The sequence below is a fragment of the Cronobacter sp. 153480017-3 genome, assembly GCF_053627815.1.
In genome coordinates this window covers 71,454-91,029 of sequence record NZ_JBSEYN010000009.1, presented here as the reverse complement: position 1 = coordinate 91,029, position 19,576 = coordinate 71,454, and the positions used below count along the sequence as shown (strand labels likewise).

Below are 19,576 nucleotides of genomic sequence, written 5' to 3'. Positions count from 1 at the left end.
CGATGAAACTGCTGATAGTCGAAGATGATCTGCTGTTACAGGAAGGACTGGCGCTGGCGCTCGGCAACGAGGGCTATGCGCTGGATTGCGCCGCGAATGCCGCTGAGGGCGACGCCCTGCTCCAGAGCGGCGAATACAGCCTGATTATTCTCGACTTAGGCTTGCCGGATAAAGACGGCGCCACGCTGCTCAGCCAGTGGCGCCGAAGCGGTGTGACAACGCCAGTGCTTATTCTTACGGCGCGTGACGCGCTGGCAGATCGCGTAAGCGGGCTTGATGCGGGTGCGGATGATTATCTGGTTAAACCCTTTGCGCTGGCGGAGCTTCACGCCCGCGCGCGGGCGCTTATCCGCCGTTATCAGGGGCACAGCGATAATCTGTTGCAGCACGACGATATCACGCTCAATCTGCAAACCCAGCAGGTACTGCTCCAGGGAATGCCTGTAGAAGTGACGCCCAAAGAGTTTGCGTTACTCACCCGCCTGATGATGCGCATCGGCCAGACGGTGCACCGCGAAACCCTGCAACAGGACATCTACAGCTGGCAGGACGATCCCAGCTCGAATACGCTTGAAGTGCACATCCACAATCTGCGCCGTAAGCTCGGTAAAACCCGCATTCGTACCATACGCGGCGTGGGCTACCGGCTGGAGCGGCCATCATGAACAGCATGCGCCGTCGGCTGATGCTGATGCTTGCGCTGATCCTTCTTTTTTTTCAGCTTATTAGCGTTATCTGGCTGTGGCATGAAAGCCGCGAGCAGATAAGTTTTCTGGTTAATGAAACGCTGTCGGCCAAATCCCGCACCCATCACGTCGAAAAAGAGATCCGCGAGGCAATTGCCTCGTTGCTGGTGCCATCGCTGGTGATGGTGGGGTTTACCCTCGTTTTTTCATTCTGGGCGGTCACGTGGATAACCCGTCCGCTCAGTCAGCTTAGCCAGACGCTTACCCGGCGCTCGGCGGATAATCTTTCCCCGGTGCCGGTGGACTCTGCAATGGAAGAGATACGTGCGGTAACGCTCTCGCTCAACCAGCTCTTTTTACGCCTCGATCACACCATCCAGCAAGAGCGTCTGTTCACGGCAGATGCGGCACATGAACTGCGAACACCGCTCGCCGGTATTCGTCTGCATCTGGAATTGATGGAGCAGTCGGGCGTTTCTCAGGCCACACCGCTGCTCGCCCGTATCGATCGCCTGATGCATACCGTTGAGCAATTACTGATGCTGTCACGCGCAGGCCAGGCGCTGGCGAGCGGGCATTACGAAACGCTGTGCTGGAACGCGGATATTATCGTGCCGCTGCGTAGCGAACTCGACGAGCTGGTACAGCAACGCGGGCAGCACATCGTCTGGCCTCACGACGAAGCCACATCGCGTGTGCAGGGCGACGCCGTGTTGCTGCGGCTGATGCTGCGTAATTTGCTGGAAAACGCCTCGCGTTACAGCCCGGAGCAAAGCTGCATTGTGGTGCAGCTTTCTGCCGAACACGGCGGAAGTCGTCTGAGTGTGATCGATGAAGGGCCAGGCATCCCGCAGGCGCAGCGCGAAGCGATTACCGAGCCTTTCCGGCGGCTCGATCAGCGCTATGGCGGTAGTGGTCTGGGGCTGAGCATTGTGCAGCGCATCGTGCATTTACACCGTGGCAGGCTGATTCTGGAGGATGGTCCAAACGGTGGATTGATGGCGTCGTGCTGGCTACCGGAAGAGATTAACCAGTCATAATTCGTTGAAAACGCATTGAACGTTGGCACCATTAAAAAAGGCCGGTTTCCCGGCCTTTTTGTTAACGCTGATAGACGATCTCGACACCTTCGTCGTCATCTTCGTCCCAGTCGTCGTCCCACTCTTCTTTGGCTTCCGCTTCCATCTCTTCGAGCTGCTGGCGATGATAGTCATCCCACATAAACTCGACTTTTTCAGGCTGCTTCGCTTCTTCTTCGTGAACCACAGGATTTTCGATGATGAAATGCATCACGTCCCAGCAGAGATCTTTCACGTTCATCTGGCTCGCGGCGGAGATCAGATAATATTTTTCTTCCCAGCCCAGCGCGTCGGCGATCGCTTTCGCTTTGGCTTCCGCCTCTTCGCGGCTCAGCAGATCGATTTTATTAAAGACCAGCCAGCGCGGCTTAGAGGCCAGCTTTTCGCTGTATTTCTCAAGCTCACCCACGATGATACGGGCATTTTCCGCCGGATCGGAACCGTCGATCGGATCAAGATCGATCAGGTGCAGCAGTACGCGGCAACGCTCCAGGTGCTTCAGGAAGCGGATGCCGAGGCCCGCGCCTTCCGCCGCGCCTTCAATAAGGCCTGGAATATCGGCAACCACGAAGCTTTTCTCATTATCCATACGCACCACGCCAAGGCTTGGCACCAGCGTGGTAAACGGATAATCCGCCACTTTCGGCTTCGCTGCGGAGACCGCGCGAATAAACGTGGATTTACCGGCGTTCGGCATCCCAAGCATACCAACGTCTGCCAGCAGCATCAGCTCTAATTGCAGATCGCGCTTCTCGCCCGGCGTACCCATGGTTTTCTGGCGCGGAGTACGGTTCACGGAAGATTTGAAGCGGGTGTTGCCAAGGCCGTGCCAGCCGCCCTTCGCAACCATCAGACGCTGACCATGTTTGGTCATATCGCCCATCGTTTCGCCTGTACCCTGATCGATAACACGCGTACCGACCGGCACTTTGATGGTCACATCTTTACCGCGTTTACCGGTGCAGTCGCGGCTCTGGCCGTTCTGACCGCGTTCAGCGCGGAAGGATTTCTCAAAGCGGTAATCGATAAGGGTATTGAGGTTTTCGTCGGCCTCAAGCCAGACATCGCCGCCGTCACCGCCGTCGCCGCCGTCAGGGCCGCCTTTCGGGATATATTTTTCACGACGGAAGCTTACGCAGCCGTTACCGCCGTCACCCGCCACGACCAGGATCGTAGCTTCATCAACAAACTTCATTTTACTTCTCCGTAATTCATTCGCCCGAGCGGGGTATAACGCCAACCGCTTCGTTTTTGCGCCACCGTCCCCAAAGACGGTGACCAATGGCGGAATACATCGCACCCGCAACCACGACAAACGCACCGAGATAACCCAACAGGTTTAACATCGGTCTGGCGAAGAAATCGGGCCAGGCAACAGATAACACATCTGAAAATAACAAGGTAAACAGTGGGGTAAGCGTAATGATGGCGCTCACCTGCGCCGCCTGCCATCTCGCCATCGCCTCAGCCAGCGCGCCATACCCCACGAGAGTATTCAGGCCACAAAAGATAAGGCAGGCCAGTTGCCAGGAACTGAGCTGAAACAGCACGCCAGGCTTCGCGAGCGGCAACAGCGCAATAGTACATAAAGTGTACAGCAAAAAGAGGATCTGTTGCGAGGCCAGACGACGCAGCAGAACCTTTTGCGCCACGCCATAGCTAACCCACACCGTCGCCGCGCCAACGCCGAAGATCACACCCCAGGTGTAATCCGTCAGTCGCGTAAAGATCTCTATCAGGCTGGTATTGAAAAACATCACCAGCCCGCAAAGCAGCATGATTGCCCCGATGATCTGCGTGCCGCGCATCTTTTCCTTAAGGATCAAAACGCTTGCTACCATCATGCCAACCGGCGAAAGCTGGCCTATCACTTGCGAAGCCGTGGGGCTTAAATATTGCAGGGAGGAGCTGAAAAGAATGAAGTTGCCGAAAAGGCCGCCTGTCGCTATCGCCAGCAACACCAGCCAGCGTGGTTTGCGAAACAAGCCCATCGGCGGCAGTTTGCCTTTTATAGCCAGGATCAGCCCAAGTCCGATGCCCGCCATCAGAAAGCGGTAGAACACCACGGTGGGCGGCTCCATCACTTCCAGTACCTGCTTCATTGCAATTGGCAGCGCACCCCAGCACATTGCGGTCGTGAGCGCCAAAAGAATACCAATGCCGGCCTGCTGCTTCATGCCCGTTTTCCCTACAGAAAAAATTACCGGGTTTCCAATGTAAAAAGCCCCGCAACAGGTGCGGGGCTTTAATCCGTTACCGGACCGAGAAAACCTTACTCAGCAACGATGCTGATGTATTTACGGTTGTTCGGGCCTTTAACTTCAAATTTCACTTTACCGTCTGCTTTAGCAAACAGAGTGTGGTCACGACCGCAACCTACGTTGTTACCAGCGTGGAATTTGGTGCCACGCTGACGAACGATGATGCTACCCGCCAGAACGGATTCGCCACCGAAACGCTTAACGCCCAGGCGTTTAGCTTCTGAATCGCGACCGTTACGTGTGGAGCCGCCAGCCTTTTTATGTGCCATTTAAATCTCTCCTCAGGTCTTAGGCGCTGATGCCAGTGATTTTCACATCAGTGAACCACTGACGGTGGCCCTGCTGCTTACGGTAGTGTTTACGACGACGAAACTTAACGATTTTAACTTTCTCGCCACGACCGTGAGCAACAACTTCAGCTTTGATTACGCCGCCATCAACGAAAGGAACGCCGATTTTGACATCTTCACCGTTTGCGATCATCAGAACTTCAGCGAACTCAACAGTTTCGCCAGTTGCGATGTCCAGCTTTTCCAGGCGAACGGTCTGACCTTCGCTTACTCGGTGTTGTTTACCACCACTTTGGAAAACCGCGTACATATAGAACTCCGCTTCCGCGCACGCCTTCTGCTTGATCAGAGTGCGCTATAAATATTCACAATAGGGCGCGAATATTACGCAAATCGGGACGCTTTGACAAGCCCGTTTGTTGTTCGGTGCGGAAAAAAAACACAACCGTGACGGCGGCGTTTATCTGCCGCGTTTTTCCGGTACAATCTGTACTACATTTAGAATCCACTATCCTTACCTTCTCCCTTACAGACTGTGGTAAACAGGACGATAGCCAGACTTTTGCGATGAATTTAGAAAAAATTAATGAGTTAACCGCGCAAGATATGGCCGGTGTCAACGCGACCATCCTTGAACAGCTCAATTCCGACGTACAGCTTATCAATCAGCTGGGCTATTACATTGTCAGTGGCGGTGGTAAACGCATTCGCCCGATGATCGCGGTGCTCGCTGCGCGTGCGCTGGGTTATGAGGGGAAAGCGCATGTCACCATCGCTGCGCTCATTGAATTTATCCACACCGCTACGCTTTTGCATGACGATGTCGTGGATGAATCTGACATGCGTCGCGGCAAAGCGACGGCGAATGCCGCCTTCGGCAACGCCGCCAGCGTTCTGGTGGGAGATTTTATTTACACCCGCGCGTTTCAGATGATGACAAGCCTCGGGTCGCTCAAAGTGCTTGAGGTGATGTCCGAGGCGGTCAACGTGATTGCGGAAGGCGAAGTGCTTCAGCTGATGAACGTGAACGATCCCGACATTACCGAAGAAAGCTACATGCGCGTGATTTACAGCAAAACCGCGCGGCTCTTTGAGGCGGCGGCGCAATGTTCCGGCATCCTGGCGGGTGCCAACGAAGCGCAGGAGCGCGCGTTGCAGGATTACGGTCGCTACCTCGGCACCGCGTTCCAGCTCATCGACGATCTTCTCGATTACAGCGCTGATGGCGAGCGCCTTGGTAAAAATGTCGGAGACGATCTCAACGAAGGCAAACCGACGCTTCCGCTGTTGCATGCGATGCATAACGGCACGCCTGCCCAGGCGCAGATGATCCGCGAGGCGATCGAACAAGGCAACGGGCGTCACCTGCTGGATCCGGTGCTGGAAACGATGGCAGCCTGCGGATCGCTGGAGTGGACGCGCGCGCGCGCCGAAGAAGAAGCGGATAAAGCTATCGCTGCACTTGAGATTCTCTCCCCTTCCCCATGGCGCGATGCCCTGATTGCGCTGGCACATATGTCGGTACAGCGCGACCATTAATCCTTTTTCCGCGCCCATTGGCGCGGAAAATTTCCCGTTCAGCACATTTCCAAAAACGTTGTCAGTAAAGTTCCGGATAACGTTTTTCTCATCCCTTTCACCTGTGGCGTTCTTTACGGATCGAACACGGATCGTTTTGCAACGCCTTGATTACAGCTCTTACATTGCCTTTGTGGTCAGAAGCACACTTCTGAATACAATCAAAAGTAACTGGAACCTTTTAGAAAATTTTGTGTTATAAATGATCAATCAGTTCCAAACGGAGCTGTACAGGGGGGTTTTACTGCCATAACAGGGAGAAATCATGGAACGTAAGTTTATTGACTGGCATCCCGCCGATATTGTCGCCGCGTTACGCAAAAAAGGGTCATCGCTGGCGGCGGAGTCCCGTAAAGCGGGCCTGAGTTCTTCAACACTTGCCAACGCGCTGACGCGCCCGTGGCCGAGAGGCGAAAAGATTATTGCCGAGGCGTTGGGTACAGAGCCGTGGATCATCTGGCCATCACGCTACCACGATCCGATCACGCACGAATTCATCGATCGTTCGCAACTGATTCGTCATCGCTGACAGCACCTGCTGCGGAACTTCACTTCCAGCCCATAAAAAAAGCCTGCCGGGAACGGCTGAGTATCAGCGTATCCCGACAGGCTTACTACAAGCCCTGTAATAGCGAAAAGAGCTTATTCGCCTTTTATACGCTCAATGTTAGCGCCCAGCGCACGCAGCTTATCTTCAATGCCTTCATAGCCGCGATCGATGTGATAAATGCGATCCACAACCGTTGTGCCTTCCGCAATGCAGCCCGCCAGTACCAGGCTTGCGGATGCGCGCAGGTCAGTCGCCATTACCTGCGCGCCGGAAAGTTTCTCAACGCCGTGGCAGATAACGGTATTGCTTTCGATTTCCGCATGCGCGCCCATACGGATAAGCTCCGGCACGTGCATAAAGCGGTTTTCAAAAATGGTTTCAGTGATAACGCCGGTGCCTTCGGCCACCAGGTTCAGCAGTGTGAACTGCGCCTGCATATCGGTCGGGAAAGCCGGATGCGGCGCGGTACGCACGTTCACCGCTTTCGGGCGTTTGCCGTGCATATCAAGGCTAATCCAGTCTTCGCCGGTTTCGATATCCGCGCCCGCTTCGCGCAGTTTCGCCAGTACGGCATCCAGCGTGTCAGGACGCGTGTTGCGGCACATCACTTTACCGCCGGAGATCGCAGCGGCGACCAGGAATGTCCCGGTCTCGATACGGTCCGGCAGAACGCGGTAAACGCCGCCACCGAGACGCTCGACGCCTTCAATGGTGATTTTATCGGTGCCCTGACCGGTGATTTTCGCACCGAGGGTGTTGAGGAAATTCGCGGTATCGACAATTTCCGGCTCGCGCGCGGCGTTCTCAATAACCGTGGTGCCTTCAGCAAGCGTCGCGGCAGACATGATAGTCACGGTCGCACCAACGCTCACTTTATCCATCACGATATGCGCGCCTTTCAGGCGGCCCTGCACAGAGGCTTTAACGTAGCCCTCTTCCAGTTTAATTTCGGCACCCAGTTGCTCGAGACCGGTAATGTGTAAATCGACCGGACGCGCGCCGATAGCGCAGCCACCCGGCAGCGACACCTGGCCCTGACCGAAACGCGCCACCAGCGGGCCCAGCGCCCAGATGGAGGCGCGCATGGTTTTCACCAGTTCATACGGCGCGCAGAAGATATTGACCTGGCTTGCATCGATCCAGACGGAGCCGTTACGCTCCACTTTGGTCCCGAGCTGGCTCAGCAGCTTCATGGTGGTGTCAATATCTTTAAGCTTCGGTACGTTTTGAATTTCTACAGGCTCTTCAGCCAGCAGGGCGGCGAAAAGGATCGGCAGGGCCGCGTTTTTCGCGCCCGAGATCGTCACTTCGCCAGAAAGGCGGCCTGGCCCCTGCACACGGAATTTATCCATCAGAACTGTTCTCTGTTATTCAATCAATTGCTGTCGGCGCGACGCCCACAGCTCAAAAACCGTTGAGTTTGCGCTCGCGCTCCCATTCCTGGGGCGTAAACGTCTTGATGGAGACCGCATGAATGCGGTTATCGGCGATGAACTCCATCAGCGGGCCATAGACCGCCTGCTGTTTCTTCACGCGGCTCATCTCGCCAAACAGCTCACCCACAGCAATGACCTGAAAGTGGCTGCCATCGCCGGAGGAGACGTGGACTTCCTGGAGAGGCAGTGCGTTCATCAGCACCGTCTGAATTTCATGATTTTCCATGGGCTTTATTCATTATTCAGTGAAAACAGCCCAACATCTTAGAGCAAAGTGGCGCTGTCTTAAACAAGCAAAAAAGCCCCGTCAGAGACATGGACGGGGCTTCATCAGTAACGTGCTGAAAATATTAGTCTGTCGTGATCGGCAGAAGGTTTTCAGGCAGGTTATAAAGTTTTGCAAGCGTGGTCAGATTCTCGCTCATTCCTTCAAGCGTCACGCCGCGTCCACCCGCCTGCGTCAGCGCGACCAGATGCACCAGCAGCGCCAGCCCGGCGGTGTCGACACGCTCAAGACCGCTGAGATCGATTCGCTGCAATCCGTCCGTGATGGACTGCCGTTGTTCCCACAGCGGCGTCAGCGTTTCGCGATCCAGCGTGCCGTTTAAGCGCAACTGCGCTTCCTGGCGCTCCCAGTGCAGTTCCGCGGACATTACTGTTTCTGATCCAGCGTAATCGGCTGACGAGCGATAGATTTCAGCTGTTCGGTCAGGCCGTCGATGCCTTTCTGGCGCAGCAGGTCGCTCCACTCGTTCTGCTTGGTCGTAATCATGCTCACGCCTTCCGCGATCATGTCATACGCCTGCCAGTTACCGGTCTGGCTGTTTTTACGCCACTGGAAATCCAGACGTACCGGCGGACGGCCGTTCGGGTCGACGATGGTAACGCGAATCGGAATGATATTGGCGTCGCCCAGCGGCTGCTCCGGCGCAATCTGATAAGTCTGGCCGTGATACATCGCCAGCGCCTGACCGTATGCCTGTTTCAGGTATTCGCGAAACGCGGCGAAATAGGCTTCACGCTGCGCAGGCGTCGCTTCTTTGTAATAGCGGCCCAGCACCAGCGCGCCCGCGTATTTCACCTGAACATACGGCAGCAGTTCCTGATCGACGATATCGCGCAGGTGGTTCGGGTTCTGACGGATTTGCGGCTGTTCGTTTTTCAGGCGATCAAACGTTTTCTTTGCCGCCTCGTTCATCAGCTTATACGGGTTGGATTGATCCGCCGCGGTAGCCGTAGCAAGCGGCGCAATCACCAGCATGGCGACCATTAAAAGACGTTTAAACATATCCGTTTCTCCTGATTAGTTCGTCGCGCCGGCAGGCGGCGTCACGTTATCCGGTTGGGCAGCAGAGCCCTGCTCGCCGCCCTCTTTCTGGTTGTCGCCGCTGTTGCTCTTATAGAGGAACTGGCCAATCAGATCTTCAAGCACCATGGCAGATTTCGTGTCCTGAATGGTGCCGCCATCTTTAAGGATAGTGGTTCCCAGCTCAGGATCTTCAAAACCAACGCTCAGCGCCAGATATTGCTCCCCCAGCAGGCCGGAAGTCCGAATCGCCAGCGAGCTGGTATCCGGAATATGATCGTAGCGCTGTTCGATATCCATCGCGACGCGCGGCAGGTAGGTTTTCGGATCCAGCGTAATGTCAGAAACGCGGCCAATCACCACGCCGCCAATGCGCACCGGCGAGTGCGGTTTCAGGCCGCCGATATTATCAAAGGTGGCGTAAAGCCGGTATGTCGGTTCAGCCCGCAGCGAAGTGACATCCGCCACTTTCAGACAAATGAACAGCGCGGCCAGCAGCGCCACCAGCATGAAAGCGCCAACCCAAATCTCAAATTTCTTCGTTTGCATGCGTTAGTTCCCAAACATCAATGCGGTAAGCACAAAATCAAGGCCAAGCACGGCCAGTGAAGCGTGCACAACGGTACGTGTAGTTGCCCGGCTGATCCCGGCCGACGTCGGGATCGCGTCGTAACCGTTAAAGAGCGCAATCCAGGTCACCGTGATGGCAAACACCACGCTTTTAATCAAACAGTTAATCAGATCCATACGCCAGTCGACGGCGTCCTGCATGGCGGACCAGAAAAACCCGGCATCAATGCCTTTCCAGTTTACGCCGACGAGAGAACCGCCCCAGACGCCCACCGCCACGAAAATTACCGTCAGCAGCGGCAGCGAGATAACGCCCGCCCAGAAGCGCGGCGAAATCACGCGGCGCAGCGGGTCGACCGCCATCATCTCCATGCTGGAAAGCTGCTCGGTCGCTTTCATCAGCCCAATTTCCGCGGTCAACGCCGAACCGGCGCGGCCTGCGAACAGTAGCGCGGCGACAACCGGTCCCAGCTCGCGCAGCAGCGACAGCGCCACCAGCATGCCGAGACTCGTTTCCGCGCTGTAGGTGGTCAGCACCAGATACCCCTGCAGGCCCAGCACCATACCGATAAACAGCCCCGAGACGATGATGATAATCATCGACAGGACGCCCACGTTATAGAGCTGGCGCACCAGCAGCGGGCCGTGTTTGCGAAACTCCGGCTTGCCGATGATGGCGTTGAATAGCATCAGCCCGGCGCGGCCGAAGGAGGCGCTGAATTTAAGCCCGCGTTGCCCCATCGACGCCAGTAAATTTAACAGCATGAGCAGACTAACTCCCTGTTGGCGAAATCAGATCGTGGTGATAATCCCCGGCGGGATAGCGGAAAGGCACCGGCCCGTCGGCGATGCCGTCAAGGAACTGGCGCACGCGCGGATCGGTATTCTCTTGCAGCGCCTGGGCGCTGCCCTGCGCGACAATCCGTTTGTCAGCGACGATATACGCGTAATCCGCGATGCTTAATACTTCCGGCACATCATGCGACACCACCACACAGGTGACGCCGAGCGCACTGTTCAGCTCGGAAATCAGCTTTACCAGCACGCCCATGGTGATAGGATCCTGCCCGACGAACGGCTCGTCGAACATAATAAGATCCGGCTCCAGCGCAATCGCGCGCGCCAGCGCCGCCCGGCGTGCCATACCGCCAGAGAGTTCGGAAGGCATCAGTTTCGCGGCCCCTCTTAACCCCACGGCTTCAAGCTTCATCATGACGGTGCTGCGCAACAGCGGTTCCGGCAGACGGGTATGTTCGCGCAGCGGATAGGCGACGTTTTCAAACACATTCAGATCGGTAAACAGCGCACCGGACTGAAACAGCATGCTCATGCGCTTGCGCACTTCATAAAGCCGCGAGCGGGACATGGCGGGAATATTTTCGCCGTCGAACAGAATTTCCCCGCGATCAGGCGCAATCTGCCCGCCAATCAGGCGCAGCAGCGTGGTTTTACCGATCCCTGACGGCCCCATAATGGCCGTTACCTTACCGCGCGGAACGGTAAGCGAGATATTGTCAAAAATAGATCGGTTGCCGCGCGTAAAGCTCACGCCACGCACGTCAATCAATGTCTCACCGATCTGGCTCATCAACGCATCCTTTATGGTTCGCAGAGTTGTTCATAATGGCGCCAGCCGACACCGCAAAAGGGCTATTTTTACAGAATATCCCCATATGAGGTTAGCGAAAGCTGGCATTTGTTTTACTTTTGGCCCGCATCTGGTCAAAATTAAGAATTTACTTCGTTCATAAACGATCTGTATGCGCGGCCAGCAACTCAGGCACAGTGGACCGGCGATTATACCTGAAGAAAGGACTTTGCATGCTTTTAGCTACGGCGCTGTTGATTATTGGTTTGCTATTGGTGGTCTATAGCGCCGATCGTCTGGTTTTCGCCGCCTCGCTACTCTGCCGCAGTCTGGGCGTGCCGCCGCTCCTGATTGGCATTACCGTCGTCGGTATCGGTACCTCTCTGCCTGAAATCATGGTTTCTGTCGCCGCCGCGCTGCATGGCGAAACCAGCCTCGCCGTCGGTACGGCGATAGGGTCGAATATCACCAATATTCTGCTGATAGCCGGTTTAACGGCGCTGCTGCGTCCGCTGGCGGTGCACTCTTCCATGCTGCGTCGTGAGCTCTCCGCCATGTTGCTGGTGAGCGCCCTGGCGGGTCTGGTGCTGTGGGATGGCATGCTCACCCGTGCTGAAGGTATCTGGCTGTTACTTATCGCCGCCGCCTATTTATGGTTTATCATCCGCCTGGCTCGCCGTGCTGAGCGTCAGGGTAACGACAGCCTGACGCGCGAGCAGCTTGCCGAATTGCCGCGCGAAGGTGGACGCTCGGTCGCGTTTCTCTGGCTTGCCGTGGCGCTTATCATTATGCCGATGGCCACGCGCATGGTGGTGGATAACGCGACCGTACTGGCTCAGGGTTTCGCCATCAGCGAGCTGACCGTCGGCCTGACCGCCATCGCTATCGGCACCAGCCTGCCGGAACTGGCGACCGCCATCGCGGGCGCGCGTAAAGGCGAAGACGATATCGCCATCGGCAATATTATCGGATCGAATGTTTACAATCTGGCTATCGTCCCTGGCCTGCCCGCGCTGCTCGCGCCCGGTCATTTCGATCCGCTGGCGTTTACGCGCGATTACGGCGTCATGCTGCTAGTCAGCGTGATTTTCGTGATGCTGTGCTGGCGTCCTGAGCGGTATCTCGGTAAAAAAACCGGCGCCGGATTATTATGTGGGTTTATCGTTTGGATGGTGATGCTGTTCTGGGCGTCGCCGCGTCTCGTTGGATGAATCGGAATCGCATTATGTCGCAACTAGATTTACCGCCAGGGTTTGACTTTGAACAGGCCGGGAAAGAGGTCCTGACTATTGAGCGCGCAGGCCTGGAACAGCTGGATCAATACATTAACGCCGACTTTGCCCGCGCCTGCGAAAGCATGTTCTACTGCCGCGGCAAAGTGGTCGTGATGGGCATGGGCAAGTCAGGACACATCGGTAAAAAAATGGCGGCCACGCTCGCCAGCACCGGCACACCGTCATTCTTTGTGCATCCGGCCGAGGCGAGCCACGGTGATTTAGGCATGGTGAGCGCGCAGGATATCGTGATAGCGATTTCCAATTCCGGTGAGTCCAACGAAATTCTGGCGCTGATCCCGGTGCTCAAACGTCTGCAGGTACAGCTTATCTGTATGACAGGCCGTCCGGAGAGCGCCATGGCGAAAGCCGCGGACATCCACCTGTGCGTGAAAGTCCCGCACGAAGCCTGCCCGCTCGGTCTTGCGCCGACGTCCAGCACGACCGCAACGCTGGTAATGGGCGACGCGCTCGCCGTCGCGCTGCTGAAAGCGCGCGGCTTTACCGCTGAAGATTTCGCGCTCTCGCACCCAGGCGGCGCGCTCGGGCGCAAGCTGCTGCTGCGCGTTAACGATATCATGCACACGGGCGATGAAATTCCGCACGTCAGCAAAGAGGCCTCTCTGCGCGACGCGCTTCTGGAAATCACCCGCAAAAACCTTGGCATGACGGTCATTTGTGATGACCTGATGAAAATCGAAGGCGTCTTTACCGATGGCGACTTACGCCGCGTCTTTGATATGGGCGGCGATCTGCATCAGATGAAGATTGTCGACGTGATGACGCCAGGCGGCATTCGGGTGCGTCCGGGCACGCTCGCGGTCGATGCGCTTAACCTGATGCAGTCGCGTCATATTACTTCCGTCATGGTGGCTGATGGCGACCAGTTGCGCGGTGTGATACATATGCATGATTTGCTGCGCGCAGGCGTGGTGTAACAAAGGAAAGGTTTAATGAGTAACCCTGATGGCGCCCTCTCTACCTGCTACGGGCCGGTGAGCGCGCAGGTCATTGAGCGGGCGGCGCAAATCCGCCTGCTGATTCTGGATGTCGACGGCGTAATGTCTGACGGCCTGATTTACATGGGCAACAGCGGCGAAGAGCTGAAAGCCTTCAACGTGCGCGACGGCTACGGCATTCGCTGCGCGCTGACGTCCGGCATTGAGGTCGCGATTATCACCGGTCGTAAAGCGAAGCTGCTGGAAGACCGCTGCGAGACGCTCGGCATTACGCATCTTTACCAGGGGCAGTCCGATAAGCTCATCGCTTACCGTCAACTGCTCGAAAAACTGGCGCTTTCTCCAGAAAATGTCGCCTATGTGGGCGATGATTTAATTGACTGGCCCGTCATGGCACAGGTCGGGCTGAGCGTCGCGGTAGCGGATGCGCATCCGCTGCTCACGCCGAAAGCCGATTACGTCACGCGTATTGCTGGCGGGCGCGGCGCGGTGCGCGAAGTGTGTGATCTTCTGCTGCTGGCGCAGGGCAAACTAGATGAGGCCATAGGGCAATCCATATGAGTAAGACCAGACGCTGGGTCATTATCCTGCTGGCGCTGGCCGCGCTGGTGCTGATTGGCATTAATCTGGCCGATCAGGATGAAAGCGGCCCGACGACGGTAAACAGCAACGAACCAACATACCAGAGCGAACAGTCGAATACGCTGGTCTATAGCCCGGAAGGCGCGCTCAACTACCGCCTGGTCGCACAGCATGTCGAATATTTTTCTGACGACGGCGTCTCCTGGTTTACGCAGCCGGTGATGACGACCTTCGATACCAATAAAGTGCCGACCTGGTCGGTCAAGGCGGATCGTGCCAAACTGACCAATGACAGGATGCTCTATCTGACCGGTCATGTGGAAGTGAACGCGCTGACGCCCGATTCACAGTTACGCAAAATTACGACCGACAAGGCGGAGATCAACCTGGTCACCCAGGACGTTACCTCTGATACGCTTGTTACTCTTTACGGCACCAGCTTTAATTCCAGCGGCCTGAAAATGCGCGGGAACCTTCGCAGCAAAAATGCCGAGCTGATTGAAAAGGTTAGAACCTCCTATGAAATCCAGAATAAACAAACTCAGCCTTAATCTCGTACTGACCAGTACGCTGCTGGCGGCAGGCTTTCCGGCGTTCGCGCTGACAGGCGATACCGAACAGCCTATTCACATTGAATCTGACCAGCAGTCGCTGGACATGCAGGGTAACGTGGTCACGTTTACCGGCAACGTCGTGGTGACGCAGGGTTCGATCAAAATCAACGCCGATAAAGTTGTCGTGACGCGTCCTGGCGGCGAGAAAGGTAAAGAAGTGATTGACGGCTATGGCAATCCGGCCACGTTCTATCAGATGCAGGACAACGGCAAGCCGGTGAAAGGCCACGCCGCCAAAATGCACTATGAGCTGCAAAACGACTTTGTGGTGCTGACCGGCAACGCCTATCTTGAGCAGCTCGACAGCAATATCAAAGGCGACAAAATCACTTATCTCGTGAAAGAGCAGAAAATGCAGGCGTTCAGCGAGAAAGGCAAACGCGTGACCACCGTACTGGTGCCGTCGCAGCTGCAAAATAAAGACGGCACCTCTCAGGCGCCCGCCCAGAACAAGAGTAACTAAACCCTTATGGCAACACTCATTGCGAAACACCTGGCGAAAGCCTACAAAGGCCGCCGCGTAGTGGAAGATGTCAGCCTGACGGTGAATTCAGGCGAGATTGTCGGCCTGCTTGGCCCGAACGGCGCGGGTAAAACCACGACATTCTATATGGTGGTGGGCATCGTGCCGCGCGACGCGGGCGACATCATCATTGATGATGAAAATATCAGTCTCTTGCCGCTGCACGCCCGCGCGCGTCGCGGTATCGGCTATCTGCCGCAGGAGGCGTCAATATTCCGCCGCCTGAGCGTCTATGACAACCTGATGGCGGTCCTGCAGATTCGCGACGATCTCAGCACCGAGCAGCGTGAAGATCGCGCCAAAGAGCTGATGGAAGAGTTTCACATCGACCATCTGCGCGATAGCCTCGGCCAGTCGCTCTCCGGCGGTGAACGTCGCCGTGTGGAGATCGCCCGCGCGCTCGCGGCGAACCCGAAGTTTATCCTGCTGGATGAGCCGTTCGCCGGTGTCGACCCGATTTCGGTTATCGACATCAAACGCATTATTGAGCATCTGCGCGACAGCGGCCTCGGCGTGCTGATTACCGACCACAACGTGCGTGAAACGCTGGCCGTCTGCGAACGCGCCTACATCGTCAGCCAGGGCCACCTTATCGCCCACGGCACGCCTGATGAAATCCTGCAGGACGAACAGGTTAAACGCGTATACCTTGGGGAAGAGTTCAGACTCTGATAGGGTAGGGCAACAGGCAGAAACGGCGCGCGACCCGGTGCGCCCTGCTGCACAGGTCTTTTTGACGTTTACACCTGAGGATTTTTGCTCTGAATATGAAGCAAGGTTTGCAACTAAGGCTTAGCCAACAGCTCGCCATGACGCCGCAGTTGCAGCAGGCCATCCGCTTGTTGCAATTGTCCACGCTGGAGCTTCAGCAGGAGCTGCAACAGGCGCTGGAGAGTAACCCCCTGCTTGAACAAACCGACATTCACGACGAAATTGCCACTCAGGAAACGCAGGACAGCGAAGGGCTGGACACCGCCGAAGCGCTGGAGCAAAAAGAGATGCCAGACGAGCTGCCGCTTGACGCCAGCTGGGACGAAATCTACACCGCGGGTACGCCTTCAGGCACCGGCACCGACTATATCGACGACGAACTGCCCGTTTATCAGGGCGAAACCACCCAAAGCCTGCAGGATTACCTGATGTGGCAGGTGGAGCTGACGCCGTTTTCCGATACCGATCGCGCCATCGCCACGGCGATCGTCGACGCGGTGGATGACACCGGCTATCTCACCGTGACGGTGCAGGATATTCTCGACGGCATGGGCGACAGCGATGGCGATATCGGCCTTGAAGAAATCGAAGCCGTGCTTAAGCGCGTTCAGCGTTTCGATCCGGTCGGCGTCGCCGCCCGGGATCTGCGCGACTGCCTGTTGATCCAGCTCTCGCAGTTCAGCGCCGAAACGCCTTTTCTTGCCCAGGCGCGCCAGATAGTCAGCGATCACCTCGACCTGCTGGCCAACCATGATTTCCGCAGCCTGATGCGCGTTACGCGCCTTAAAGAAGATGTGCTCAAAGAAGCCGTTAATCTTATCCAGTCGCTCGATCCGCGCCCCGGTCAGTCGATCCAGACCGGCGAGCCGGAATATGTTATTCCCGATGTGCTGGTGCGCAAGCATAACGGCCGCTGGACGGTCGAGCTTAACGCCGACAGCATTCCCCGGCTTAAAATCAATCAGCAGTACGCCGCCATGTCCGGCAGCGCGCGCAATGAATCCGACAGCCAGTTCATCCGCAGCAACCTCCAGGAAGCCAAATGGCTTATCAAAAGCCTGGAGAGTCGTAACGACACGCTGTTGCGCGTCAGCCGCTGTATCGTCGAACAGCAACAGGCGTTCTTTGAGCAGGGCGAAGAGTATATGAAGCCGATGGTGCTGGCGGATATCGCGCAGGCGGTCGAGATGCATGAATCGACCATCTCCCGCGTCACCACGCAAAAATATCTGCACAGCCCGCGCGGCATCTTTGAATTAAAGTATTTTTTCTCAAGCCACGTGAACACCGAGGGCGGCGGCGAAGCCTCTTCCACGGCTATCCGCGCGCTGGTGAAAAAGTTGATTGCAGCGGAGAACCCCGCGAAACCCTTAAGCGACAGCAAGTTAACGTCTATGCTGTCAGAACAGGGGATCATGGTGGCCCGCCGTACCGTTGCGAAGTATCGAGAATCTTTATCCATACCGCCGTCAAACCAGCGCAAACAGCTGGTCTGACCCAACCGATAAGGAAGACACTATGCAGCTCAACATCACAGGACAAAACGTCGAAATCACTGAAGCGTTGCGCGAATTCGTTAACACCAAGTTCGCCAAGCTGGAGCAGTATTTCGAAAGGATTAATCAGGTCTATATTGTGCTGAAGGTGGAAAAGGTGACGCAGGTCGCCGACGCCACCCTGCATGTGAACGGCGGGGAGCTGCATGCCAGTTCGGAAGGGCAGGATATGTACGCCGCCATTGACGGTTTGATTGATAAACTGGCGCGGCAGCTCACTAAACACAAAGATAAACTGAAACAACATTAATTGTCCGGGCGTTTCGCTGGGACATCGGCGGCTCGTGGCCCGTGCGGCGAGCCGTCGCACCAGAAAACGCTTAGGTGAAATTATGATGAATAATGATTCGGCTCTGCCATTGAGCAATGTATTAAACCAGGAATGCACTCGCAGCGGCGTACACTGCCAGAGCAAAAAGCGCGCCCTGGAAATTATCAGCGAGCTGGCGGCAAAGCAGCTCAGCCTGCCGCCGCAGGTCGTTTTTGAAGCGATCCTCACGCGTGAGCGGATGGGCAGTACCGGCATCGGCAATGGCATCGCCATCCCGCACGGCAAGCTCGAAGAAGATACGCTGCGTGCCGTTGGCGTTTTCGTCCAGCTCGAAACGCCTATCCCTTTCGACGCCATTGATAACCAGCCCGTCGATTTACTTTTTGCGCTGCTGGTGCCGGCGGATCAAACCAAAACGCATCTGCATACGCTCTCTCTGGTGGCGAAGCGGCTGGCGGACAAAACGATTTGTCGCCGTCTGCGCGCCGCGCAAAGCGATGAAGAGCTCTACCAGATAATCACTGAAACCAGTGAAGAGAATGAATGACCGTGCCGACAGGCACAATCCAGGAGGCGCCGGTTACCCGGTCTGAAGTGTGGAGAAACAGCAGATGGTTCTGATGATCGTCAGTGGACGTTCAGGGTCAGGGAAATCGGTCGCCCTGCGTGCACTGGAAGATATGGGGTTCTACTGCGTCGATAACCTGCCTGTCGTGCTGCTGCCTGAACTGGCGCGCACGCTTTCGGAAAGGCAGATATCCGCCGCGGTGAGCATTGATGTTCGCAATATGCCGGAATCCCCGGAGGTGTTTGAGCAGGCGATGAACAACCTGCCGGACGCGTTCTCTCCGCAACTGCTGTTCCTCGACGCCGATCGCAACACGCTTATCCGCCGCTACAGCGATACGCGTCGTTTGCATCCGCTCTCCAGCAAAAATCTCTCGCTGGAAAGCGCCATCGATGAAGAGAACGATCTGCTGGAGCCGCTGCGCTCGCGTGCGGATCTGATCGTCGATACCTCGGAAATGTCGGTGCATGAGCTGGCGGAGATGTTGCGTACGCGCCTTCTTGGCAAGCGCGAGCGCGAACTCACGATGGTGTTTGAATCGTTCGGCTTTAAACACGGCATTCCTATCGACGCCGATTACGTTTTCGACGTCCGTTTCCTGCCGAACCCGCACTGGGACCCGAAACTGCGTCCAATGACCGGCCTCGATAAGCCCGTCGCGGCGTTTCTCGACCGCCATACCGAAGTGCATAATTTCATCTACCAGACCCGCAGCTACCTGGAACTCTGGCTGCCGATGCTGGAAACCAACAACCGCAGCTATCTCACCGTCGCGATTGGCTGCACCGGCGGTAAACACCGCTCTGTTTATATCGCCGAACAGCTGGCGGATTACTTCCGCTCGCGCGGCAAGAACGTTCAGTCCCGCCATCGCACGCTGGAAAAACGCAAATCATGACCGTAAAACAGACCGTTGAAATCACCAACAGGCTCGGGATGCACGCCCGCCCGGCCATGAAGTTGTTTGAACTGGTGCAGAGCTTTGACGCGGAAGTGTTATTGCGTAATGAAGCGGGCACGGAAGCGGAAGCCAGCAGCGTTATCGCGCTACTGATGCTGGATTCCGCCCAGGGCGGGCATATTGAAATTGAAGCCACCGGCCCGCAGGAAAAAGAAGCGCTGGCGGCCGTCATCGCGCTGTTTAACGCAGGCTTTGACGAAGACTGACTGCCCT

The 19,576-nt window shown here is 56.3% G+C and carries 26 protein-coding genes; 15 read left to right on the top strand and 11 right to left on the bottom strand.

The window, feature by feature from the left end:
• Window positions 1–2: 2 nt before the first annotated feature.
• Entirely contained in the window at window positions 3–665 is a 663-nt protein-coding gene (pmrA, locus tag ACUW6V_RS17960; protein WP_007888632.1) for a two-component system response regulator PmrA, read from the top strand.
• Window positions 662–1,726, top strand: coding sequence for a two-component system sensor histidine kinase PmrB (pmrB, locus tag ACUW6V_RS17955; RefSeq protein WP_105575919.1), 1,065 nt, complete (start codon window positions 662–664; stop codon window positions 1,724–1,726). Before pmrA ends, pmrB begins: the two co-directional genes overlap by 4 nt.
• Before the next feature lie 61 nt (window positions 1,727–1,787).
• Here pmrB and cgtA read toward each other — a convergent pair whose 3' ends face one another.
• The 4 genes from cgtA to rplU all read right to left on the bottom strand — a co-directional run bounded on the left by cgtA (window position 1,788) and on the right by rplU (window position 4,626).
• Window positions 1,788–2,960, bottom strand: a complete 1,173-nt coding sequence (cgtA, locus tag ACUW6V_RS17950) for an Obg family GTPase CgtA (RefSeq protein ID WP_454038735.1) — start codon at window positions 2,958–2,960, stop codon at window positions 1,788–1,790.
• A 16-nt stretch (window positions 2,961–2,976) separates the two neighbouring features.
• A complete protein-coding gene (locus tag ACUW6V_RS17945; RefSeq protein WP_004385075.1) occupies window positions 2,977–3,942 on the bottom strand; it encodes a DMT family transporter in 966 nt (321 codons plus the stop codon).
• Between the two features lie 95 nt (window positions 3,943–4,037).
• Window positions 4,038–4,295: a 50S ribosomal protein L27 gene (rpmA, locus tag ACUW6V_RS17940; RefSeq protein ID WP_004385076.1), complete on the bottom strand. Its 258-nt coding sequence runs from the start codon at window positions 4,293–4,295 to the stop codon at window positions 4,038–4,040.
• Between the two features lie 19 nt (window positions 4,296–4,314).
• The gene (rplU, locus tag ACUW6V_RS17935) at window positions 4,315–4,626 is read right to left on the bottom strand and encodes a 50S ribosomal protein L21 (RefSeq protein ID WP_004385077.1); all 312 of its coding nucleotides are present in this window, start codon (window positions 4,624–4,626) and stop codon (window positions 4,315–4,317) included.
• Between the two features lie 257 nt (window positions 4,627–4,883).
• Here rplU and ispB point away from each other — a divergent pair, with 257 nt between their 5' ends.
• Window positions 4,884–5,855 (top strand): octaprenyl diphosphate synthase, encoded by a 972-nt coding sequence (ispB, locus tag ACUW6V_RS17930; protein WP_319738454.1) that lies wholly within the window; start codon window positions 4,884–4,886, stop codon window positions 5,853–5,855.
• A 304-nt stretch (window positions 5,856–6,159) separates the two neighbouring features.
• Window positions 6,160–6,423 (top strand): DNA-binding transcriptional regulator SfsB, encoded by a 264-nt coding sequence (sfsB, locus tag ACUW6V_RS17925; protein WP_004385079.1) that lies wholly within the window; start codon window positions 6,160–6,162, stop codon window positions 6,421–6,423.
• A 113-nt stretch (window positions 6,424–6,536) separates the two neighbouring features.
• Here sfsB and murA read toward each other — a convergent pair whose 3' ends face one another.
• The 7 genes from murA to mlaF all read right to left on the bottom strand — a co-directional run bounded on the left by murA (window position 6,537) and on the right by mlaF (window position 11,344).
• Window positions 6,537–7,796, bottom strand: a complete 1,260-nt coding sequence (murA, locus tag ACUW6V_RS17920; RefSeq protein ID WP_004385080.1) for a UDP-N-acetylglucosamine 1-carboxyvinyltransferase — start codon at window positions 7,794–7,796, stop codon at window positions 6,537–6,539.
• A gap of 52 nt (window positions 7,797–7,848) precedes the next feature.
• Entirely contained in the window at window positions 7,849–8,106 is a 258-nt protein-coding gene (gene ibaG, locus ACUW6V_RS17915; protein WP_004385081.1) for a BolA family iron metabolism protein IbaG, read from the bottom strand.
• Between the two features lie 124 nt (window positions 8,107–8,230).
• A complete protein-coding gene (gene mlaB / locus ACUW6V_RS17910) occupies window positions 8,231–8,533 on the bottom strand; it encodes a lipid asymmetry maintenance protein MlaB (RefSeq protein ID WP_004385082.1) in 303 nt (100 codons plus the stop codon).
• The gene (mlaC, locus tag ACUW6V_RS17905) at window positions 8,533–9,168 is read right to left on the bottom strand and encodes a phospholipid-binding protein MlaC (RefSeq protein ID WP_004385083.1); all 636 of its coding nucleotides are present in this window, start codon (window positions 9,166–9,168) and stop codon (window positions 8,533–8,535) included. The genes mlaB and mlaC overlap by 1 nt, the downstream gene beginning before the upstream one ends.
• A gap of 15 nt (window positions 9,169–9,183) precedes the next feature.
• Complete coding sequence (gene mlaD, locus ACUW6V_RS17900) at window positions 9,184–9,735, bottom strand: outer membrane lipid asymmetry maintenance protein MlaD (protein ID WP_454038734.1); 552 nt, start codon at window positions 9,733–9,735, stop codon at window positions 9,184–9,186.
• A gap of 3 nt (window positions 9,736–9,738) precedes the next feature.
• Window positions 9,739–10,521 (bottom strand): lipid asymmetry maintenance ABC transporter permease subunit MlaE, encoded by a 783-nt coding sequence (gene mlaE / locus ACUW6V_RS17895; protein WP_004385085.1) that lies wholly within the window; start codon window positions 10,519–10,521, stop codon window positions 9,739–9,741.
• A 7-nt stretch (window positions 10,522–10,528) separates the two neighbouring features.
• Complete coding sequence (mlaF, locus tag ACUW6V_RS17890) at window positions 10,529–11,344, bottom strand: phospholipid ABC transporter ATP-binding protein MlaF (RefSeq protein ID WP_007872833.1); 816 nt, start codon at window positions 11,342–11,344, stop codon at window positions 10,529–10,531.
• Between the two features lie 233 nt (window positions 11,345–11,577).
• Between mlaF and ACUW6V_RS17885 the strand changes: the two genes are divergently transcribed.
• The 11 genes from ACUW6V_RS17885 to npr all read left to right on the top strand — a co-directional run bounded on the left by ACUW6V_RS17885 (window position 11,578) and on the right by npr (window position 19,569).
• Window positions 11,578–12,555, top strand: coding sequence for a calcium/sodium antiporter (locus ACUW6V_RS17885; protein ID WP_007888668.1), 978 nt, complete (start codon window positions 11,578–11,580; stop codon window positions 12,553–12,555).
• A gap of 14 nt (window positions 12,556–12,569) precedes the next feature.
• A complete protein-coding gene (kdsD, locus tag ACUW6V_RS17880; RefSeq protein WP_041460750.1) occupies window positions 12,570–13,556 on the top strand; it encodes an arabinose-5-phosphate isomerase KdsD in 987 nt (328 codons plus the stop codon).
• Window positions 13,557–13,571: 15 nt separating this feature from the next.
• Window positions 13,572–14,138 carry a 3-deoxy-manno-octulosonate-8-phosphatase KdsC gene (kdsC, locus tag ACUW6V_RS17875; protein WP_032988971.1) on the top strand — a complete coding sequence of 189 codons (567 nt, stop codon included), beginning with the start codon at window positions 13,572–13,574 and terminating at the stop codon, window positions 14,136–14,138.
• Window positions 14,135–14,710 carry an LPS export ABC transporter periplasmic protein LptC gene (gene lptC / locus ACUW6V_RS17870; protein ID WP_007872827.1) on the top strand — a complete coding sequence of 192 codons (576 nt, stop codon included), beginning with the start codon at window positions 14,135–14,137 and terminating at the stop codon, window positions 14,708–14,710. The genes kdsC and lptC overlap by 4 nt, the downstream gene beginning before the upstream one ends.
• Entirely contained in the window at window positions 14,679–15,236 is a 558-nt protein-coding gene (lptA, locus tag ACUW6V_RS17865) for a lipopolysaccharide ABC transporter substrate-binding protein LptA (protein WP_004385091.1), read from the top strand. Before lptC ends, lptA begins: the two co-directional genes overlap by 32 nt.
• Window positions 15,237–15,242: 6 nt before the next feature.
• Entirely contained in the window at window positions 15,243–15,968 is a 726-nt protein-coding gene (gene lptB, locus ACUW6V_RS17860) for an LPS export ABC transporter ATP-binding protein (protein WP_004385092.1), read from the top strand.
• Window positions 15,969–16,063: 95 nt separating this feature from the next.
• On the top strand, window positions 16,064–17,503 hold the full coding sequence (gene rpoN, locus ACUW6V_RS17855; RefSeq protein ID WP_004385093.1) for an RNA polymerase factor sigma-54: 1,440 nt from the start codon (window positions 16,064–16,066) through the stop codon (window positions 17,501–17,503).
• A 22-nt stretch (window positions 17,504–17,525) separates the two neighbouring features.
• On the top strand, window positions 17,526–17,813 hold the full coding sequence (gene hpf / locus ACUW6V_RS17850) for a ribosome hibernation promoting factor (protein WP_004385094.1): 288 nt from the start codon (window positions 17,526–17,528) through the stop codon (window positions 17,811–17,813).
• 82 nt (window positions 17,814–17,895) lie between these two features.
• On the top strand, window positions 17,896–18,381 hold the full coding sequence (gene ptsN / locus ACUW6V_RS17845) for a PTS IIA-like nitrogen regulatory protein PtsN (protein WP_004385095.1): 486 nt from the start codon (window positions 17,896–17,898) through the stop codon (window positions 18,379–18,381).
• Window positions 18,382–18,445: 64 nt separating this feature from the next.
• Complete coding sequence (rapZ, locus tag ACUW6V_RS17840; protein WP_004385096.1) at window positions 18,446–19,300, top strand: RNase adapter RapZ; 855 nt, start codon at window positions 18,446–18,448, stop codon at window positions 19,298–19,300.
• Window positions 19,297–19,569, top strand: a complete 273-nt coding sequence (npr, locus tag ACUW6V_RS17835) for a PTS phosphocarrier protein NPr (protein ID WP_004385097.1) — start codon at window positions 19,297–19,299, stop codon at window positions 19,567–19,569. Before rapZ ends, npr begins: the two co-directional genes overlap by 4 nt.
• Window positions 19,570–19,576 lie beyond the last annotated feature (7 nt).

Excerpts from the sequence above, each read along its gene's own strand:
- pmrA (WP_007888632.1), top strand. The coding sequence starts at position 3 with ATGAAACTGCTGATAGTCGAAGATGATCTGCTGTTACAGGAAGGACTG.
- pmrB (WP_105575919.1), top strand. The coding sequence starts at position 662 with ATGAACAGCATGCGCCGTCGGCTGATGCTGATGCTTGCGCTGATCCTT.
- cgtA (WP_454038735.1), bottom strand. The coding sequence starts at position 2,960 with ATGAAGTTTGTTGATGAAGCTACGATCCTGGTCGTGGCGGGTGACGGC.
- ACUW6V_RS17945 (WP_004385075.1), bottom strand. The coding sequence starts at position 3,942 with ATGAAGCAGCAGGCCGGCATTGGTATTCTTTTGGCGCTCACGACCGCA.
- rpmA (WP_004385076.1), bottom strand. The coding sequence starts at position 4,295 with ATGGCACATAAAAAGGCTGGCGGCTCCACACGTAACGGTCGCGATTCA.
- rplU (WP_004385077.1), bottom strand. The coding sequence starts at position 4,626 with ATGTACGCGGTTTTCCAAAGTGGTGGTAAACAACACCGAGTAAGCGAA.
- ispB (WP_319738454.1), top strand. The coding sequence starts at position 4,884 with ATGAATTTAGAAAAAATTAATGAGTTAACCGCGCAAGATATGGCCGGT.
- sfsB (WP_004385079.1), top strand. The coding sequence starts at position 6,160 with ATGGAACGTAAGTTTATTGACTGGCATCCCGCCGATATTGTCGCCGCG.
- murA (WP_004385080.1), bottom strand. The coding sequence starts at position 7,796 with ATGGATAAATTCCGTGTGCAGGGGCCAGGCCGCCTTTCTGGCGAAGTG.
- ibaG (WP_004385081.1), bottom strand. The coding sequence starts at position 8,106 with ATGGAAAATCATGAAATTCAGACGGTGCTGATGAACGCACTGCCTCTC.
- mlaB (WP_004385082.1), bottom strand. The coding sequence starts at position 8,533 with ATGTCCGCGGAACTGCACTGGGAGCGCCAGGAAGCGCAGTTGCGCTTA.
- mlaC (WP_004385083.1), bottom strand. The coding sequence starts at position 9,168 with ATGTTTAAACGTCTTTTAATGGTCGCCATGCTGGTGATTGCGCCGCTT.
- mlaD (WP_454038734.1), bottom strand. The coding sequence starts at position 9,735 with ATGCAAACGAAGAAATTTGAGATTTGGGTTGGCGCTTTCATGCTGGTG.
- mlaE (WP_004385085.1), bottom strand. The coding sequence starts at position 10,521 with ATGCTGTTAAATTTACTGGCGTCGATGGGGCAACGCGGGCTTAAATTC.
- mlaF (WP_007872833.1), bottom strand. The coding sequence starts at position 11,344 with ATGAGCCAGATCGGTGAGACATTGATTGACGTGCGTGGCGTGAGCTTT.
- ACUW6V_RS17885 (WP_007888668.1), top strand. The coding sequence starts at position 11,578 with ATGCTTTTAGCTACGGCGCTGTTGATTATTGGTTTGCTATTGGTGGTC.
- kdsD (WP_041460750.1), top strand. The coding sequence starts at position 12,570 with ATGTCGCAACTAGATTTACCGCCAGGGTTTGACTTTGAACAGGCCGGG.
- kdsC (WP_032988971.1), top strand. The coding sequence starts at position 13,572 with ATGAGTAACCCTGATGGCGCCCTCTCTACCTGCTACGGGCCGGTGAGC.
- lptC (WP_007872827.1), top strand. The coding sequence starts at position 14,135 with ATGAGTAAGACCAGACGCTGGGTCATTATCCTGCTGGCGCTGGCCGCG.
- lptA (WP_004385091.1), top strand. The coding sequence starts at position 14,679 with ATGAAATCCAGAATAAACAAACTCAGCCTTAATCTCGTACTGACCAGT.
- lptB (WP_004385092.1), top strand. The coding sequence starts at position 15,243 with ATGGCAACACTCATTGCGAAACACCTGGCGAAAGCCTACAAAGGCCGC.
- rpoN (WP_004385093.1), top strand. The coding sequence starts at position 16,064 with ATGAAGCAAGGTTTGCAACTAAGGCTTAGCCAACAGCTCGCCATGACG.
- hpf (WP_004385094.1), top strand. The coding sequence starts at position 17,526 with ATGCAGCTCAACATCACAGGACAAAACGTCGAAATCACTGAAGCGTTG.
- ptsN (WP_004385095.1), top strand. The coding sequence starts at position 17,896 with ATGATGAATAATGATTCGGCTCTGCCATTGAGCAATGTATTAAACCAG.
- rapZ (WP_004385096.1), top strand. The coding sequence starts at position 18,446 with ATGGTTCTGATGATCGTCAGTGGACGTTCAGGGTCAGGGAAATCGGTC.
- npr (WP_004385097.1), top strand. The coding sequence starts at position 19,297 with ATGACCGTAAAACAGACCGTTGAAATCACCAACAGGCTCGGGATGCAC.